Origin of the sequence: Serratia sp. AS12, from assembly GCF_000214195.1 — a bacterium.
Classification (GTDB): Bacteria; Pseudomonadota; Gammaproteobacteria; order Enterobacterales; family Enterobacteriaceae; genus Serratia; species Serratia plymuthica.
Window position 1 is genome coordinate 2,099,628 of sequence record NC_015566.1, and the last position, 17,188, is coordinate 2,116,815.

General features: G+C 58.5%; 13 protein-coding genes. 9 read left to right on the forward strand and 4 right to left on the reverse strand.

Translation table 11 applies throughout. The features are described 5' to 3' along the window. Nucleotides 1–84: 84 nt before the first annotated feature. Both mfd and SERAS12_RS09825 read right to left on the reverse strand, forming a co-directional pair. Nucleotides 85–3,564: a transcription-repair coupling factor gene (mfd, locus tag SERAS12_RS09820; protein WP_013812513.1), complete on the reverse strand. Its 3,480-nt coding sequence runs from the start codon at nt 3,562–3,564 to the stop codon at nt 85–87. Nucleotides 3,565–3,798: 234 nt separating this feature from the next. Further along, nucleotides 3,799–4,782, reverse strand: coding sequence for a threo-3-hydroxy-L-aspartate ammonia-lyase (locus tag SERAS12_RS09825; RefSeq protein ID WP_013812514.1), 984 nt, complete (start codon nt 4,780–4,782; stop codon nt 3,799–3,801). A gap of 87 nt (nt 4,783–4,869) precedes the next feature. Here SERAS12_RS09825 and SERAS12_RS09830 point away from each other — a divergent pair, with 87 nt between their 5' ends. The 7 genes from SERAS12_RS09830 (at nt 4,870) to SERAS12_RS09860 (ending at nt 11,393) form a co-directional block, all read left to right on the forward strand. Next, nucleotides 4,870–5,511 (forward strand): transcriptional regulator, encoded by a 642-nt coding sequence (locus tag SERAS12_RS09830; protein ID WP_013812515.1) that lies wholly within the window; start codon nt 4,870–4,872, stop codon nt 5,509–5,511. Nucleotides 5,512–5,628: 117 nt separating this feature from the next. Continuing rightward, nucleotides 5,629–6,831, forward strand: coding sequence for a lipoprotein-releasing ABC transporter permease subunit LolC (gene lolC / locus SERAS12_RS09835; RefSeq protein ID WP_013812516.1), 1,203 nt, complete (start codon nt 5,629–5,631; stop codon nt 6,829–6,831). Then, nucleotides 6,824–7,528 (forward strand): lipoprotein-releasing ABC transporter ATP-binding protein LolD, encoded by a 705-nt coding sequence (gene lolD, locus SERAS12_RS09840; RefSeq protein ID WP_006324815.1) that lies wholly within the window; start codon nt 6,824–6,826, stop codon nt 7,526–7,528. Before lolC ends, lolD begins: the two co-directional genes overlap by 8 nt. Beyond that, complete coding sequence (gene lolE, locus SERAS12_RS09845; RefSeq protein ID WP_013812517.1) at nt 7,528–8,775, forward strand: lipoprotein-releasing ABC transporter permease subunit LolE; 1,248 nt, start codon at nt 7,528–7,530, stop codon at nt 8,773–8,775. Before lolD ends, lolE begins: the two co-directional genes overlap by 1 nt. A gap of 55 nt (nt 8,776–8,830) precedes the next feature. Then, nucleotides 8,831–9,748: an N-acetylglucosamine kinase gene (gene nagK / locus SERAS12_RS09850; protein WP_013812518.1), complete on the forward strand. Its 918-nt coding sequence runs from the start codon at nt 8,831–8,833 to the stop codon at nt 9,746–9,748. Between the two features lie 11 nt (nt 9,749–9,759). After that, nucleotides 9,760–10,596, forward strand: coding sequence for a Sir2 family NAD+-dependent deacetylase (cobB, locus tag SERAS12_RS09855; RefSeq protein WP_013812519.1), 837 nt, complete (start codon nt 9,760–9,762; stop codon nt 10,594–10,596). An 83-nt stretch (nt 10,597–10,679) separates the two neighbouring features. Beyond that, entirely contained in the window at nt 10,680–11,393 is a 714-nt protein-coding gene (locus tag SERAS12_RS09860) for a MurR/RpiR family transcriptional regulator (RefSeq protein WP_013812520.1), read from the forward strand. A gap of 18 nt (nt 11,394–11,411) precedes the next feature. Here the strand turns inward: SERAS12_RS09860 and SERAS12_RS09865 are convergent, their stop codons facing one another. After that, the gene (locus SERAS12_RS09865; protein ID WP_013812521.1) at nt 11,412–12,797 is read right to left on the reverse strand and encodes a glycoside hydrolase; all 1,386 of its coding nucleotides are present in this window, start codon (nt 12,795–12,797) and stop codon (nt 11,412–11,414) included. A 25-nt stretch (nt 12,798–12,822) separates the two neighbouring features. After that, nucleotides 12,823–14,382, reverse strand: a complete 1,560-nt coding sequence (locus SERAS12_RS09870) for a PTS transporter subunit EIIC (protein ID WP_013812522.1) — start codon at nt 14,380–14,382, stop codon at nt 12,823–12,825. Nucleotides 14,383–14,743: 361 nt separating this feature from the next. On the opposite strand from SERAS12_RS09870, the gene pepT reads away from it, so the two are divergent. Beyond that, nucleotides 14,744–15,979: a peptidase T gene (gene pepT / locus SERAS12_RS09875; protein ID WP_013812523.1), complete on the forward strand. Its 1,236-nt coding sequence runs from the start codon at nt 14,744–14,746 to the stop codon at nt 15,977–15,979. 81 nt (nt 15,980–16,060) lie between these two features. Beyond that, nucleotides 16,061–17,149: a malate/lactate/ureidoglycolate dehydrogenase gene (locus SERAS12_RS09880; protein WP_013812524.1), complete on the forward strand. Its 1,089-nt coding sequence runs from the start codon at nt 16,061–16,063 to the stop codon at nt 17,147–17,149. Nucleotides 17,150–17,188: the final 39 nt, after the last annotated feature.

Genomic DNA, 17,188 nt, shown 5'->3' on the forward strand with positions numbered 1-17,188 from the left:
TCCCGAACTGAAAAAACGGGATAGACAGCTTGGCGATAACTTAGAACCGCAGCCGGGCAATATAGCTGCCGCCGGGGCCGACAGTCAGGCCGCCAACGTGTGCTCGCGGAATGCGGTCAAGAGCTCCTCGGTGAACTTCAGGCGCTTCTGTCGATCGGTCAGGTCCAGCATAAACTTCAGCTTGGTCGGTCCATCCAGGCGATAAATTTGCGGATTGCTTTGCAGCAAGCCGATCAGGTAACCCGGATCGACCCGATTCTTCTCGCCAAACTCGATAAACCCACCGCGCTCGTTCCCCTCTATGCGCTTAATCCCCAGTTTCTGCGCATGTTGGCGCAGCGCCGCGCTTTGCAACAGGTTGCGCGCCGGATCCGGCAGCAGGCCGAAACGGTCAATCAGCTCCACTTTCAGCTCTTCCAGTTCACCGTCGTTTTTCGCGCTGGCGATGCGTTTATAGAACGACAGACGGGTGTTTACGTCCGGGATAAAATCGTCAGGCAGCAGGGCCGGCATGCGCAGCTCCACTTCGGTTTGGTTGCTGGTGAGATCTTCCAGCGACGGCTCGCGGCCGTTTTTCAACGCGTCGACCGCGCTTTCCAGCAGTTCCATGTACAGCGAGAAGCCGACGGTGGTCATCTGGCCGCTTTGATCTTCACCCAGCAGCTCGCCCGCGCCGCGGATTTCCAGGTCATGGGTCGCCAAGGCAAAACCTGCGCCGAGATCTTCGAGCGAAGCGATGGCTTCCAGCCGTTTGTGCGCGTCGGTGCTCATGGCCTTCGGATTCGGCGTCAGCAGATAGGCGTAGGCCTGATGGTGCGAGCGGCCTACGCGGCCACGCAACTGATGCAACTGCGCCAGCCCGAAGCGATCGGCGCGCTCGATGATAATGGTATTGGCGCTGGGAATATCAATGCCGGTTTCGATAATGGTGGTACAGACCAGCACGTTAAAACGCTGGTGGTGGAAATCGTTCATCACCCGCTCCAGATCGCGCTCGCGCATCTGGCCGTGGCCGATGGCGATACGCGCTTCCGGCACCAGCTCAGCCAGTTTCTCCGCGGCCTTCTCGATGTTCTCCACGTCGTTGTACAGATAGTAAACCTGGCCGCCGCGCAGCACTTCACGCAGGATCGCCTCGCGAATGACCAGGCTGTCGTACTCGCGCACGAAGGTTTTCACCGCCAGACGGCGGGCCGGCGGGGTCGCGATAATCGACAGGTCGCGCATGCCGCTCATCGCCATATTCAGCGTACGCGGGATCGGCGTGGCGGTGAGCGTCAGGATATCCACATCGGCGCGCATCGCCTTGATGCGTTCTTTGTGGCGCACGCCGAAACGGTGTTCTTCATCGACGATCAGCAGCCCCAGATCTTTCCAGCGCAGATCGCTCTGCAACAGTTTGTGGGTACCGATAATAATGTCCACTTTGCCGTCGACGGCGTCGTCCATGATCTGTTGCTGCTCTTTGGCGCTGCGGAAACGCGACATCATCTCGATGCGAATCGGCCAGGTGGCGAAGCGGTCGCGGAAGTTGTCGAAGTGCTGCTGCGCCAACAGCGTAGTGGGCACCAGCACCGCCACCTGCTTGCCGTTTTCCACCGCCAGGAAGGCCGCGCGCATCGCCACTTCGGTTTTGCCGAAGCCGACGTCGCCGCACACCAGCCTGTCCATCGCCAGCGGCTGGCACATGTCGCTCAGCACAGCGTTGATTGCCTGTTCCTGGTCTGGGGTAGTTTCAAACGGGAAGCTCTGGCAGAACAGCTGATACTGTTCGCGGTTGTGTTTGAAGGCGAAACCGGATTTGGCGGCGCGCTGGGCGTAAATATCCAGCAGCTCGGCCGCCACGTCCCGCACCCGCTCCGCGGCTTTTTGCCGTGCGCGCGTCCAGGCGTCACCGCCCAGCTTGTGCAGCGGCGCATTTTCATCTGCGCCACCGGCATAGCGGCTGATCAGGTGCAGCGAAGAGACCGGCACATAAAGTTTGTCTTCACCGGAGTAGGACAAGATCAGGTATTCGGCCTTGATGCCGCCGGCTTCCAGCGTCGTCAGGCCAACGTAACGCCCGACGCCGTGCTCCAGATGCACCACCGGCTGGCCGGGGTGCAGCTCCGCCAGGTTGCGGATCAGGGTATCGGTATTGATGGTGCGGCGATTGTCCTGTCGGCGGCGGCTGACGCGTTCGCCGAGCAGATCGCTTTCGCAGATCAGCGCCCGGTTGCGCATGCCGTCGAGGAAGCCGCGCTCGGAGGCGCCGACCATCATGTAGCGGCCGGCCGGTTCCGCCTGATCGAGATGTTGAATTAACGACGTGCCGAGTTTGATGCGGCCGAGCAGGTCTTGCAGCGTTTCGCGGCGGCCCTCGCTCTCGACCGAGAAAATCACGCTGCCGTCAAAGCTTTCTATAAAGCGGCGCAGTTGGTCCAGCGGCGCTTTATTCTGGGCTTGCACAGCCAGATCCGGCAGCGCGCGATAGTCCAGATTGGTGTTGCCGGCTTTGGCTGGCAGCGCTTCGGTTTTGAGTGCCATGCGCGGCCAGGCTTTCAATTCGCCAAACAGCGCGTCAACCCGCAGCCAGAGGCTGTCCGGTGCCAGCAGCGGGCGCATCGGATCGACGCGGCGGCTTTCGTAACGCTGGTTGACGTCCAGCCAGAAGCGCTCGGCGGCGCTCTCCAGGTTACCGGTGTTGACGATCAGCGTGTTGGCCGGCAGGTAGCTGAACAGCGACGGCAGCGGCTGGCTGAAGAACAGCGGTTGCCAGTATTCGATGCCGGCCGGCCAAGTGCCTTTGCTCACCTGCTGGTAAATATGTTCGGCGTCGCGGCGCACCTCAAACTGTTCGCGCCACTGGCTGCGGAACAGCTCGATGGCGGTTTTGTCGGTCGGGAATTCATGGGCCGGCAGTAGGTTGATGGCCTCGACTTCGCTCAGCGTGCGCTGGGTGTCGACGTCAAAGATGCGCAGGCTGTCGATTTCATCGTCGAAGAAATCGATGCGGTAAGGCTCTTCGCTGCCCATCGGGTACAGATCGAGCAGCGCGCCGCGGGTGGCGAACTCGCCGTGCTCCATCACCTGATCGACGCTGCGGTAGCCGGCTTGTTCCAGCTGGGCGCGCAGTTTTTCGCGCGACAGGCGCTGGCCCTTTTTCATCACCAGCGCGTGGCCGTGCAGGAATTCGTGCGGACAAACGCGCTGCATCAGGGTATTGACCGGCAGAATGATGACGCCGCGCACCATGGTCGGCAGGTGGTACAGGCTCGACAGACGGGCGGAGATAATTTCCTGGTGCGGCGAGAAACTGTCGTAGGGCAGGGTTTCCCAGTCGGGCAGCGTGGTCACCATTTGATCGGTAAACTGCTGGATTTCGTCGCGCAGCCGCAGGGCGTTCTGCATGTCCGGGGCGATCAGCATCACCGGCCCGTTATGACGTTCGACGATCTCGGCGCACTCCACGGCGCAGGCCGCGCCGGTTAGTTGCCCCAACTGGCGCAAATCGCCTGCGCGATCGGGCAGGGAATAACGGGAGGATGGCGATGCAGAACGGTTACGGTTATCGGAGGTGCTCATTAAGGTATCTTTAATCAATGTGTTAAATTTCGCCCTGGCACAAATAACAAAGCGCCTTTACCCGGTAATACTAGCCCACTGGCCAGCAAACTGACATAGGTAAAAGCGCCATATCCGTCGTCTTTCAAGCGGCAACGTCGTTAGAGTCATTATGACCAGGGCGCAGCATGCCGTGCCCCCCTATCGGGTTTGGGCGAACGGGGCGCTAGGGGGAGCGTTAACCCACTGAAGGTATTATTCTTGCGCGCCGATAGCGAGGTATTGCGCGATTTTATCCACATCGACGTTGCCGCCGCTGACAATCACCCCGACTTTTTTACCGCGCAAATCCAGCAGCGAATTCATTGCCGCCGCTGCGGCCAGGCACCCGGTTGGTTCGACCACCATTTTCATCCGTTCCATAAAGAAGCGCATTTGCCGGCACAACTGCGCGTCGGTGACCGTCAGAATATCCTCTACGTACTGCTGGATGATCGGGAAGGTGAGCGTGCCCACCTGCTGGGTTTGCGCGCCATCGGCGATGGTTTTCGGCACCGGAATGCGCACCGGCTGCCCGCTGCGAAAAGCCTGCTGCACGTCGTTGCCTGCCTGCGGCTCCACGCCGTACACCCGACAGCCCGGCGACCAGTGGCGGGCTGCTATCGCACTGCCGGAAAGCAGGCCGCCGCCACCGGTAGACACCAGCAACACGTCCAGCGGGCCGACTTCTTCTATCAGCTCTTTGGTGGCGGTGCCCTGGCCGGCCATCACCTGCGGGTAATCATAGGGGGGGACGATCGCCAGGCCATGCTCTGCGGCCAGCTGCTGGGTAATCTCTTCGCGGTTCTCGCTGTGGCGTTGGTAAATCACCACGTTGGCCCCGTAGCCGCGTGTCGCCGCCAGCTTGGTTTCCGGCGCGTCGTTCGGCATGACTATGGTGACGTTGACGCCCAGCTCCCGCGCTGCCAGCGCCATGGCCTGCGCGTGGTTGCCGGAGGAAAAGGCAATCACTCCGGCCTTGCGCTGCGCCTCGCTCAGTTGCGCGATCGCGTTGTAGGCCCCGCGGAACTTAAAAGCCCCGACGCGCTGGAAGTTCTCGCATTTGAAGAACAGTTTTGCGCCGGTGAGGTTGTCGGCCTGATGCGACGTCATGACCGGCGTACGAATGGCATGCCCGGCCAGAATTTCGGCGGCGGTAGAGATGTCGGCTGCGGTGATACAGTGGGGCGTTGAACTCATGGCGACCTCGCGCTGGTGAAAGGGGGGATTGATTACCCGGAATTTTTAACTTACTCTTTGTAAAATTTTTGTCAAATGGTTAAGTCAATGAGCGATCTCAGGCAGGAAAATGCGCTGTTACTGCGCGAAGCGGAAAAAATTGTCCAGGCGCTGGGCATGATGTTTGCCCCCAGTTGCGAAGTGGTATTGCACGATCTGACACAACCGGACCATGCTATCGTCGCCATCGCCAATAATCTGTCGAACCGCCGCATTGGTGACGCCGCCAGTGAAATGGGGTTGGAGCGCATTGTCTCGCCGGACTTCCCGGACGTGGTGCAAAACTATGCCAATGCCTTCCCGGACGGACGCCCGGCCAAAAGCACGTCGATCGGTCTGCGCAACAGCCAAGGGGCGTATGTGGCGGCGATTTGCCTGAATCTGGATGTCTCGATCTTCAACAGCGTCACTGCCATCCTGCAGCAATTGACCGCCGTAGTGCAGAGCACGCCTCAACCGGTCGCCGAGGGTGTGCGTTCGTTGTCGGACATCGCCTCAGTGATCAACAATTTTGCTGCCTCGCATGCCACCGCGCCGCGCGCACTCTCTTCCGAGCAGCGTTTTCAGGTGATCCAGCTGTTGAAGCAGCAGGGCTATCTGCAACTGCGCGGGGCGGCCACCATGGCTGCGGAGGCGCTGGGTATTTCACGGGTGTCGGTTTATAACCTGTTAAAGCGGGATGCCGGGTGACGTGCTGCCGCAAGCGCGATCGACGGAATAAAAGGCGTCTGGGTGGTTCCCTAAACGAGGTATAGCCTTTATTATCCTTGATCACTTTGCTTAAGCTACGGCAACAAAACGGATTTCATGTATCAACCTGTCGCGTTATTCATTGGCCTGCGCTACATGCGCGGGCGAGCCTCAGACCGCTTCGGGCGGTTTGTCTCCTGGCTGTCCACCATCGGCATTACGCTGGGGGTCATGGCGTTGGTCACCGTTTTGTCGGTGATGAACGGTTTTGAAAAAGATCTGGAAAACAACATCCTCGGCCTGATGCCGCAGGCGTTGATCACCAGCCCGCAGGGGTCGATCAATCCCCAGCAGATCCCGGCCTCGATGGCGCAGGGGTTGCAGGGCGTCAGCCGCGTTGCGCCGTTGACTACCGGCGACGTGGTGCTGCAAAGCGCCCGCAGCGTGGCGGTCGGCGTGATGCTCGGGGTGAACCCGGACGAAGCCGATCCGCTGACGCAGTATCTGGTGAACGTCAAACAGCAACAGCTGCAGCCGGGCCAGTACAACATCATCATCGGCGAGCAGCTTGCCGGGCAACTGGGCGTCAAACGCGGCGATCAGCTGCGGGTGATGGTACCGAGCGCCAGCCAGTTCACGCCGATGGGCCGTATCCCCAGCCAGCGCCTGTTTACCCTTGTCGGCACTTTCCACGCCAACAGTGAAGTGGACGGCACCCAGATGCTGGTCAATCAGCAAGACGCTTCGCGTCTGATGCGCTATCCGGCCGGTAATATCACCGGCTGGCGTCTGTTCCTGCAACAGCCGCTGACGGTCGATACCCTCAGCCAGCAAAAACTGCCGCAGGGGACGCAATGGAAAGACTGGCGTGAACGCAAGGGTGAACTGTTCCAGGCGGTACGCATGGAGAAAAACATGATGGGGTTGCTGCTCAGCCTGATCGTGGCGGTGGCGGCGTTTAACATCATTACTTCGCTCGGCCTGCTGGTGATGGAGAAGCAGGGCGAAGTCGCCATTCTGCAAACCCAGGGCCTGACGCGCCGACAGGTCATGTCGGTGTTTATGGTGCAGGGCGCCAGCGCCGGCATTATCGGTTCGCTGCTCGGCACGCTGCTGGGCGTGCTACTGGCCACCAACCTGAATAACCTGATGCCGATCCTCGGCGCATTGATTGACGGCGCGTCGCTGCCGGTGGCGGTCGATCCGCTGCAGGTGACGATTATCGCCGTGGCGGCGATGGCGGTATCCCTGTTGTCCACGCTTTACCCTTCATGGCGCGCTGCCGCCGTACAACCCGCTGAGGCTCTACGTTATGAGTAACCATCTTTTGCTGCAGTGCGAAAACCTGTGCAAGACCTATCAGGAAGGCAACCTGCATACCGACGTACTGCGTAATGTCAGCTTTGCCATGCAGCCGGGTGAGATGATGGCGATTGTCGGCAGCTCGGGTTCCGGTAAAAGCACCCTGTTGCACCTGCTGGGCGGGCTGGATTCACCGACCTCCGGCGAAGTGATCTACAAAGGCCAGTCGCTGAATACCCTGTCGTCGGCGGCCAAGGCTGAACTGCGCAACCGCCAGTTGGGCTTTATCTATCAGTTCCACCACCTGTTACCGGACTTTACCGCGTTGGAAAACGCCGCGATGCCGCTGTTGATCGGCGGCATGAAACCGGCCCAGGCGCAGGACAAGGCGCTGGAAATGCTGACGGCGGTCGGGCTGGAAAAACGCAGCAAACACCGGCCTTCGGAGCTGTCCGGCGGCGAGCGTCAACGCGTGGCGATCGCCCGTGCGTTGGTGAATAACCCGTCGCTGGTGCTGGCGGACGAACCGACCGGCAACCTGGACAAACGCACCGCCGACAGCATCTTTGATCTGCTCGGTGAGCTGAACGTGCGTCAGGGCACCGCCTTCCTGGTGGTGACCCATGATCTGCAACTGGCCAAGCGTCTCAGCCGTCAGCTGGAAATGGCCGACGGCCACCTGCAGGCGCAACTGACCCTGATGGGAGCCGAGTAATGGCGGGTGCGTCACTTTCCTTTTTGACGGCGCTGCGCTTTAGCCGGGGCCGCAAGCGCGGCGGCATGGTGTCGCTGATTTCGGTGATCTCCACCATTGGCATTGCGCTGGGCGTGGCGGTGTTGATCGTCGGGCTGAGCGCGATGAACGGCTTCGAGCGCGAGCTGAAAAACCGTATTTTGGCGGTGGTACCGCACGGTGAGATTGAACCGGTGAAACAACCGTTCAAAGACTGGTCGTCAATCTTGCCGCGGGTGGAAAAGGTGCCGGGTATCCTGGCCGCCGCTCCCTATATCAACTTTACCGGCCTGATGGAAAACGGCGCGCAACTGCGTGCGGTTGGCGTCAAAGGGGTCGATCCGCAACAGGAAAGCCAGCTCAGCGCACTGCCGCAATACGTGCAGGGCGATGCCTGGGCCAATTTCAAAAGCGGTGAACAGCAGGTGATCCTCGGCAAGGGCGTGGCCGATGCGCTGGGCGTGAAGCAAGGCGCTTACGTCACGGTAATGATCCCCAACAGCGATCCGCAAATGAAGCTGTTGCAGCCCAAACGCATCCGTCTGCATGTCACCGGCATTCTGCAACTGAGCGGCCAACTGGACCACAGCCTGGCGATGGTACCGCTGGCCGATGCCCAGCAGTATCTGGACATGGGCGACAGCGTGACCGGTATCGCGATTAAAGTTAACGACGTGTTTGCCGCCAACAAACTGGTGCGCGACGCGGGCGAAGTCACCAATTCCTACGTCTACATCAAGAGCTGGATCGGCACCTACGGCTACATGTACCGCGATATCCAGATGATCCGCGCCATTATGTATCTGGCGATGGTGCTGGTGATTGGCGTTGCCTGTTTCAACATTGTCTCCACGCTGGTGATGGCGGTGAAGGACAAGAGCGGCGATATCGCCGTACTGCGCACTTTGGGCGCCAAAGACGGTTTTATCCGCGCCATATTCATCTGGTACGGCCTGCTGGCCGGGCTGGTGGGCAGCGTCAGCGGCGTGGTGGTCGGGGTGATCGCCTCGCTGCAACTGACCAATATCATCAAAGGATTGGAAAAACTGATGGGGCACTCGTTCCTGTCGGGAGATATCTACTTCATCGACTTCCTGCCTTCCGAGCTGCACTGGCTGGACGTGGTGATTGTATTGGCGACCGCATTGGTGCTCAGCCTGTTGGCCAGTTGGTATCCGGCCAGGCGCGCCAGCCGTATCGATCCGGCGCGCGTGTTGAGCGGACAATAACGAAAATCAGGGGTGGCGGAAACGCCGCCCCCTTTTTTTAGCCTGAGGGTGGGTTATGTACTACGGTTTCGATATGGGCGGCACCAAAATTGAGCTGGGCGTGTTTGATGCGGATCTGAATCGCATCTGGCAAAAACGGGTGCCGACGCCGCGTGACGATTACCGGCAATTGCTGACCACGCTGCGTGACCTGACCCTTGAGGCGGATGAGTTCTGCGGCCAGCGAGGCAAAGTGGGTATCGGCATTCCGGGGTTGCCCAATGATGACGGGACATTGTTCACCTCCAATGTACCGGCGGCGATGGGGCAGCCGCTGCCGCGCGATTTGGCGGCGCTGATTGGCCGCGACGTGCGCGTCGACAACGATGCCAACTGTTTTGCGCTGTCGGAAGCCTGGGACGAAGAGTTCCGCCGTTATCCGACCGTGCTGGGCATTATTCTGGGCACCGGGGTGGGTGGCGGGCTGATCGTGGAGGGCAAAGTGGTGTCCGGGCGCAATTACATCGCCGGCGAATTTGGCCACTTCCGCCTGCCGGTAGATGCGCTCGAGGTACTGGGGCGTGATATACCTCGCGTTGCCTGCGGTTGCGGTCATCAGGGTTGCATCGAAAATTACATATCGGGCCGCGGTTTTGAGTGGATGTACGCTCACTTTTATCAGCAGCACTTGCCTGCGCAGCAGATCATTGCGCATTATCAGGCAGGCGAGCTGCAGGCGGTGGCTCACGTTGAGCGTTTTATGGACGTCCTGGCAATATGCCTGGGGAATCTGCTGACCATTATCGATCCGCATCTGGTGGTGATCGGCGGCGGGTTATCGAATTTTGAAGCGATCTACCAGGCGTTGCCACAGCGATTGCCGGCGCACTTGCTGCGCGTGGCCAAGCTGCCGCGGATCGAGAAAGCACGCTATGGCGATGCCGGCGGCGTGCGCGGGGCGGCGTTCCTCAATTTGGAAAACAGGGAAAGGTAAGGAGAGAGTTAATGCACACTCGCCATCGGTTGTGTCAGTTTCGTAAGAGCAAGCATGTGCTGCATCAGCGCTTTCGTTCACGTATTTTCCATCGCGACACCATGGCGGCGGCCGAGCTGAAAAAGCCGTTTGTGGTGGTGTTGACCGGGGCTGGGATTTCAGCGGAATCGGGCATCCGCACCTTCCGCGCTGCGGATGGGCTGTGGGAAGAACACCAGGTGGAGGATGTCGCTACGCCGGAAGGCTATAAGCGCGATCCGCAACTGGTGCAGGCGTTTTACAATGCGCGCCGCCAACAGTTGCAAACGCCGGAAATCGCGCCTAATGCCGCGCACCGCGCGCTGGCGGATTTGGAAGCCTGGCTGGGGGATAACTTCCTGCTGGTGACGCAGAATATCGATAACCTGCATGAACGCGCCGGCAGCAAACGGGTGCTGCATATGCACGGCGAATTGCTGAAAGTGCGTTGCACCAGTTCCGGGCAAGTATTTGATTGGCCGGAAGATCTCAGCGTGGACGATCGTTGCCATTGCTGCCAGTTCCCGGCCCCGCTGCGCCCGCACGTGGTGTGGTTCGGCGAAATGCCGCTGGGCATGGACGAAATCTATCAGGCGCTGGCCAAGGCCGACTTCTTTGTCGCTATCGGCACCTCGGGCCATGTTTATCCGGCGGCCGGTTTTGTGCACGAGGCCCGGCTGGGCGGGGCGCATACCATGGAACTGAATCTGGAACCCAGCCAGGTGGAAAGCCAGTTCGATGAAAAACACTATGGCCAGGCCAGTGAAGTGGTGCCGCGCTTTGTGCATAAATTCCTGGTAGGAAAAGTCGAACGGGCCGATCGGCCCTAATCTGCAGTTCAGAGCGTAGCCCGCTGCGCTCTGCTCTTGCCTGCCGAGCGGCCGTTATTTTTACTGAATGGGCAGGGGGCGCGGTGAATTTCAAACAGGTATTCAGCCAGGTGGATCTGAGCAAAACGGATCTCACCATCCTCAACGCTATTTTCGACAACCCGGACGCTTGCATCGATGACGGCATCCGGGCGGTTTCCGTCCGCTGCCATAGCTCGCCCTCGACGCTGGTGCGGCTGGCAAAGAAACTCGGTTTTCGCGGTTATCTGGAACTGGTGTATTTCATCAAGTTCAACCTGGTGATGGCGCCGGCGTTGCAGGGGGAACTGCAGCAGGTTGTCCCGGCCGATGAAAAGCAGCAGGCGCAGTTTCTCGATATGCTCGACGGCGGCAAGATCCTGATCCACGGCAGCGGTTTCTCGCAACTGGTGGCGCAGTATATGTACAACAAATTCATGACGCTGGGGATCGACAGTTATCTGTCGTTGTGGCCGGATTTCGAGATCCTCGATCAGAAGATGCGTTTCCGCTTTGATATGGTGATTGTGATTTCAAAGTCAGGCAACAGCAATTCGGCACTGAGCTGGAGTGAGGCGGTAAAGCGCAACAACATCCGGCTGGCGGCATTTTGCGGCGACGGCGACAGCCCGCTGGCGCGGCAGGCAGACATGACCTTTCTTTATGAAGACCGGCAGAAGTACGACCACGATATTTACTACCCCAATCCGTTTTTCGGCCATTGTCTGCTGGGGTTTGAAAACCTGATCAAGGCCTGGTTTGAACGGCGCATCCCCTGAAGGCATGCGCCGCGTCGCTTAACGCCAGTGCTTGGCATACGGGTGATGGGCCTGAAGATATTCCTCGACCAGGGTTTTCGCCAGCGAATAGGAATTCACCAGCGGGTGCACCATCAGCGCTTTGATGGCCTTTTGGCGATTACCCTCCAGGATGGCCGCGACCGCCAGGCGCTCGTATTCTTTGACCTGCGCGATCAGGTTCTTCTGGGTATCGGGGATATCGCGCATTTTCACCGGGTGAATGCCCGCGTTGCTCAGTTCGCAGCTGATTTCGATCACGTCCTCCGGGTGCAGGAAATCGAGCGTGTCATTGTTTTGCATCGACACCACCACGCGTTTTTGCTGGCCGTTATTCACCGCTTCCAGAATGTCTATCGCCACCCCGGCGTAACCGCCGCTGTCTGGCTGTTCGATAAACTGTTGCAGCGTCAGCATCGCACGTTCTTTCACTTTGCCCTGGCTCGATTCGCGCTGCATATAAGAGTTTTCACGCGTCAGATAGTGGCTGAAATACACGCTGAAGGCCTGATCCAATTGGCGGGGGATGTCCAGTTCGGCAAGGTCCGCCAGCATTTGCCGGTTAATCTGCGCAATCTGTTCGCCACGGGTTTCCCCGGCACCGACGATGGCGGCGATCGCCTGTTCGCGGTAGTAGTAATAATACAGGTACTCGTTGAGCATCAGGTTGTCGGACAGCGCCACCAGCTCCGGCGAGAAATATTTCATGCAGGTATCGCGGTACAGGCGCGGGTCGGCCAGCAATTGCTCTGTGACGTCCTGGCCGTTGACCCGCACGTTGCGAAACCACGACAGGTGGTTCAGCCCAAAACAGTCGACGCTCAACTCGGCCTCGCGGCAACCCAGCAGCGCTGCCAGTTCACGGATAAATTCGCTGGGCGCGTCGCAAATGCCGTACACCTTGCGTTTGAAGCCGGATTTGATGATCGCCTCGGTCACCATGCCGGAAGGGTTGGTGAAGTTGAACAGCACCGCGTTCGGCGATGCCACCTGTTCGATCAGGCGGCAGTAATCGATGATGGCTGGAATGGAACGCATTGCCATGGCGAAACCGCCCGCGCCGGTGGTTTCCTGCCCCAACACCTGATGGTTGAGCGCGATGCGCTCGTCATGAATGCGGCCTTCCTCGCCGCCGATGCGCAACGTGGTGATGATGTAATCGGCACCGCTCAGTGCCTGGTGGGCATCGCTGCTCAGGCTGAAGGCGATGTCGCTGCGGATGCGCTCGAACACTCCCTGTGCGATAGCGCCGTAAACGGCGAGTTTTTGCCGGTCGGTATCCATAAACACCACTTCGGTCACGCCAATGCGGTGCGCGTTATAGGCGATGGATTTGGCCAGGAACGGCGAACGTACGCCGCCGCCGCCCAGAACGGTTAATTTCATGACACGTCTCCCTATGAATAAAACGTTATAATGCCGCTAAATATTTTTCGACCTGATTCTTTACCTTGCCGACGGTGACGCCATAGATCACCTGGACTTCACTTCTATTTTTCACCACGCCTTTGGCGCCGGTGCTTTTTAATGCGGGCTCGTCAATAAGTTGCATATCTTTTAATTCTACCCGCAGCCGGGTAAAGCAGTTGTCGACGGAAATAATATTGCTCTTGCCGCCGAGGGCGCCAATAATAATGCCGCTTAATTCGTTCGGCAGGTTTTTGCTATTTTGGTAGTCCTGTTTGGAATAGAGTTTGACCTCATCGTCATCCTCACGCCCCGGGGTTTTTAAGTTGAGTTTCAGCACCAGGGTTTTGAACACCAGGTAATACACGGCGAACTGCACCAGACCAATCACTACATACAGTGGCCAGCGTGTGAGAGCGACCGGCAGCGGCAGGTTATACACCAAAAACTCGATCAGGCCGCTGGCGCCCCACGGGCGTACTTCGAACAGATTGCACGCCACCTGCGACAGCGCGGTCAGCACCGCGTGGATCACCCACAGCAGCGGTGAAATGAACAGAAAGGTGAACTCTATCGGTTCGGTAATGCCCACCAGAATAGAGGTGGTGATGGCCGGGATCAGTATGGCTTTGGCCAGCATTTTCTTCTCGGGCCGGGCGGTGCGGTAGAAGGCCAGCGCCGCGCCGGACAGACCGAAGATGGTCACCATGCCCTGTTGCGAAAAGCGCAACGCTTCGTTCATCAGCGGAGAGATGCCGGGGTCGCGCATATAGGCGAGGAAAATCGCCTGTGAACCGGACACCGTGTGGCCGTCCTGAACTATCGAACCCCCGATGCTGGTGAGCTGAAACGGCGACCAGATAAAGTGATGCAGCCCGGTGGGGATCAGGAATTTCTCGAAGAAACCGTAGACGAACACGCCGAGCGAACCGGAACTTTTCATAAAGCCGGTCAGGGCGATCAGGCTGTGTGAAATGGCCGGCCACAGGTAGCTGAAGCCGACGGCGTAGAGCATAATCACCGGCGTCATGGCGATCAGCACCAGTTTGGAACCGCCGTAGACCGAGAACACGCCGTTTAGCTCTACGTTGCACAGTTTGTTGTGCACCCAGGCGATGGTGATACCGAGGATCAAGCCGAGGAAAATGCCCATATCCACCACGGTAAAGCCCAGTAGCTCGGTTTGTCCGGTGCCGTAATATTCCCCGTTAATTTTCTGCGCGACGTGGCCGCTCAACTGCAAATAAGAGGCGTTGGCACCGAGGAACATAATAAAGCACATCATGGCAACCAGCGCCGCTTCGCTTTTTTTATCCTTTGCCAGGCCGTAGGTGATGCCAATACAAAAAATGAGCCCGAGGTTGCCAAACAACGGCCAAAAGGTATCCCCGATCATTTTGCCAATATGAAATACGCCGGAGTTTTCATTCACCAGCGTGGTGTTGGTAAGAATAGAACTTAATGCCAGAATCAAGCCAATCACCGGCAGAAAGAATATCGGCCCCATCATGGCTTTTGAGAAAGTCTGCAGCTTGCTTAAGATATTATCAATAATACCTTTCATGGCAGTTCCTTTTTTATATTTTAGTGGATAACGACGTTGCTGATAACACTCCCCGGTGTGGCGAAAATAAAAGCATAAGAACGCGGTAATCTTTGCCTTGAATTAGTTATAGGTGGAATGATTTGGCGTTGCAATCGGTTGCCCGAAAAAGGTACCTGTGGTCAGCGGCTGACAACAGGTACCAGGCGTGAAGGGGATCACATCAGGGCGCCGGTGGCCTCCAGGCTGGAGACTGCCGGTGAGATTGCACACATCTCGGGAATTAATGATTTCCGTTAATTCTGGTTAAAAATGACCTGTCTCAATATTTGATCCGGATCGGTTCCGCATAATGAAATGCGATATTCTGAGGACGGATGCCATGAATAAACTACTTGATCGCTTTTTTAACTACGTCTCTTTCGACACGCAATCTAAAGCGAACGTCAAACATGTGCCGAGTACCGACGGGCAACTGAAGCTGGCGCGTGCGTTGCAACAGGAAATGATTGAACTGGGGTTTGAACGGGTGTCGCTCAGCGAGCACGGCTGCGTGATGGGGACTTTACCAGGCAACGTTGCCTGGCCGGTGCCGGCCATTGGATTTATTTCTCATCTGGATACTTCACCGGACTTCACCGGTAAGCACGTTAATCCGCAGATTGTCGAAAATTACCGCGGCGGCGATATTGCCCTGGGCATCGGCGATGAAGTGCTGTCGCCGGTGATGTTCCCGATCCTGCACCAAATGCTGGGGCAGACGCTGATCACCGCGGAGGGCAAAACGCTGCTCGGCGCCGATGACAAAGCGGGCATTGCCGAAATACTGACCGCTATGGTGCGCTTGCAACAGAGCAACATTCCGCACGGCGATATACGCGTGGCCTTTACCCCGGACGAAGAGGTGGGTAAAGGGGCACAGCTGTTTGACGTAGAAGAGTTCAACGCCGAGTGGGCTTATACCGTCGACGGTGGCGGCGTCGGGGAGCTGGAATGCGAAAATTTCAATGCGGCCTCGGTGACCATTAAAATTGTCGGCAACAACGTTCATCCCGGCAGCGCCAAAGGAGTGATGGTTAACGCGTTGTCGCTGGCGACCCGGATTCAGCAGACGTTACCGGCGGATGAAACCCCGGAAACCACCGCTGGCTATCAGGGGTTCTACCACCTCAGCAGCATCAAGGGGAGCGTTGAACGTGCCGAAATGCACTATATCCTGCGTGATTTCGAGCGCGAAGGTTTTGAAGCGCGCAAACGTCGGATGATTGAAGTGGCGCGCCAGGTGGGCAAAGGCCTGCCGCGCGATTGCTACATCGAAGTGACGATCGAAGACAGTTATTACAACATGCGCGAGCATGTGGCTGAGCATCCGCATGTGATCGCGTTGGCGCAGCAGGCGATGCGTGATTGTGACATCGAACCGATAATGAAACCGATTCGCGGCGGCACCGACGGGGCGCAGCTGTCGTTTCGCGGCCTGCCATGCCCGAACCTGTTTACCGGCGGCTATAACTTTCACGGCAAGCACGAGTTCATCTCTCTTGAGGGCATGGAGCAGGCGGTAGCAGTCATCATGCGTATCGCGGCGCTGACGGCCGAGCGCGCCAGAGAGCGTTGATTGCCGTTGTCATCATTGCTTGCCGCAACAACGATTTGCTCCTAGTGTTTGTGAACATCTTTCAGCGCAAGGACCTGCATTATGAGCACCGAACACCGTATCGACAGCCAAAGCCTTGAACAATTTGTACAGGCCATTTGGCGCCATGCCGGCAGCACGGAGCGGGAGGCCGCGCTGGTGGCGGAGCATTTGGTGCAGGCCAATCTGGCCGGGCATGACTCGCATGGCGTCGGTATGATCCCAAGCTATATGGCGTCGCTGGCGGAAGGGCAGTTGCAGCTTAACGTTCATGCCCAGGTGGTGCGTGACGCCGGCGCGGTGCTGACGATTGACGGCGGCCAGGGATTCGGCCAGGTGGTGGCCAGTGAAGCGATGGACACGGGGATCGAACGCGCCCGTCAGTTGGGGTTGGCGGCGGTGGCTTTACATAACTCTCACCATATCGGCCGCATCGGCCACTGGGCCGAGCAGTGCGCGCGCGCCGGTTTTATCTCCATTCATTTCGTCAACGTGGTGGGTGATCCTATGGTGGCACCGTTCGGCGGCAGCGATCGCCGCTTTGGTACCAACCCGTTTTGCGTGATTTTCCCGCGTGAGGGTAAAAAACCACTACTGCTGGACTTCGCCACCAGCGGCATCGCCTACGGCAAAACGCGCGTAGCCTACAACAAAGGCCTGAGCGTGGCACCGGGCTACCTGATTGATCAACAAGGCCGGCCGACCACGGAACCCAGTGTGATGCACGAACAACCTTTCGGATCGCTGCTGCCGTTCGGCGCCCATAAAGGCTATGCGTTGGCTACCCTGTGCGAAATTCTTGGTGGTGCGCTCTCCGGCGGTCGCACGACTCATGACGCCAGGCTGAAATCCGACAGCAGCGCCATTTTCAACTGCATGACCACCATCATCCTCAACCCGGAAGCCTTTGAAGCGCCCGAGATGCAGACCGAGGCCGAGGCCTTTATCGACTGGGTCAAGGCTTCGCCGCCAAGCGACGGCAAGCCGATTGAGGTACCGGGCGAATGGGAAGACGCAAACCGTGAGGCACGGTTGCAGCGGGGGATCCCGATAGACGACAACACCTGGCGGCAGATTTGCGCGGCAGCGAAACAGGTCGGCATGCCGGAAAACGAGCTGGACGGCTACCTGGCGCAGGCGTTGCCGGTATAAAAATGGCCCGCGACCGTGCACCGGCGGGCAGAGGAAGGG